This is a genomic window from Idiomarina sp. ST20R2A10, assembly GCF_051842345.1.
In the GTDB taxonomy this organism is placed as follows: Bacteria; Pseudomonadota; Gammaproteobacteria; order Enterobacterales; family Alteromonadaceae; genus Idiomarina; species Idiomarina loihiensis.
The window spans coordinates 1-473 of record NZ_JBNIEY010000032.1 but is presented as its reverse complement, the minus strand read 5'-3'; the positions used below and the strand labels follow the sequence as shown (position 1 = coordinate 473).

The following is a 473-nucleotide window of genomic DNA, read 5'->3' as shown; positions in this document are numbered from 1 at the left end:
CAGGTTTATCTGCATGACGGCCACGTTAATATCGATAACAACCGTGCCGAGCGCGCAATAAAACCGTTCGTTATCGGCCGCAAAGCCTGGCTGTTCTCAAACTCACGCGGCGGTGCTCAGGCCAGCGCCATCTTGTACAGCATGGTCGAAACCGCCAAAGCCAACGGCCTGATGCCGGTCGACTATCTCATGATGTTGTTCGAGCAACTGCCGTTGCTCAATAACGATGATGACCTCGACTCGCTGCTGGCCTGGAACATCAACGCCGACAAAAACGGTCAATAAAACTGACCTACCACGGATTGTTCGGATAGACCGAAATCGGTGATCGGATTAAACCGAAACGCGTGATCGGGTGGCACGAAATCATCTCAGCGACAATTATCTTGGCCGGTTGGCCGGTTGTGTGGTTTATGCGACGCTTACATTATCTTGGCCGGTTGGCCGGTTGTGTGGTTTATGCGACGCTTACA

1 protein-coding gene is annotated in these 473 nt (G+C 52.6%); it reads left to right on the top strand.

The annotated features are described in order from the left end of the window. A partial coding sequence (locus tag ACP7H9_RS14205; protein ID WP_439222931.1) for an IS66 family transposase occupies nucleotides 1-285 on the top strand: 285 nt, incomplete at its 5' end. Nucleotides 286-473 lie beyond the last annotated feature (188 nt).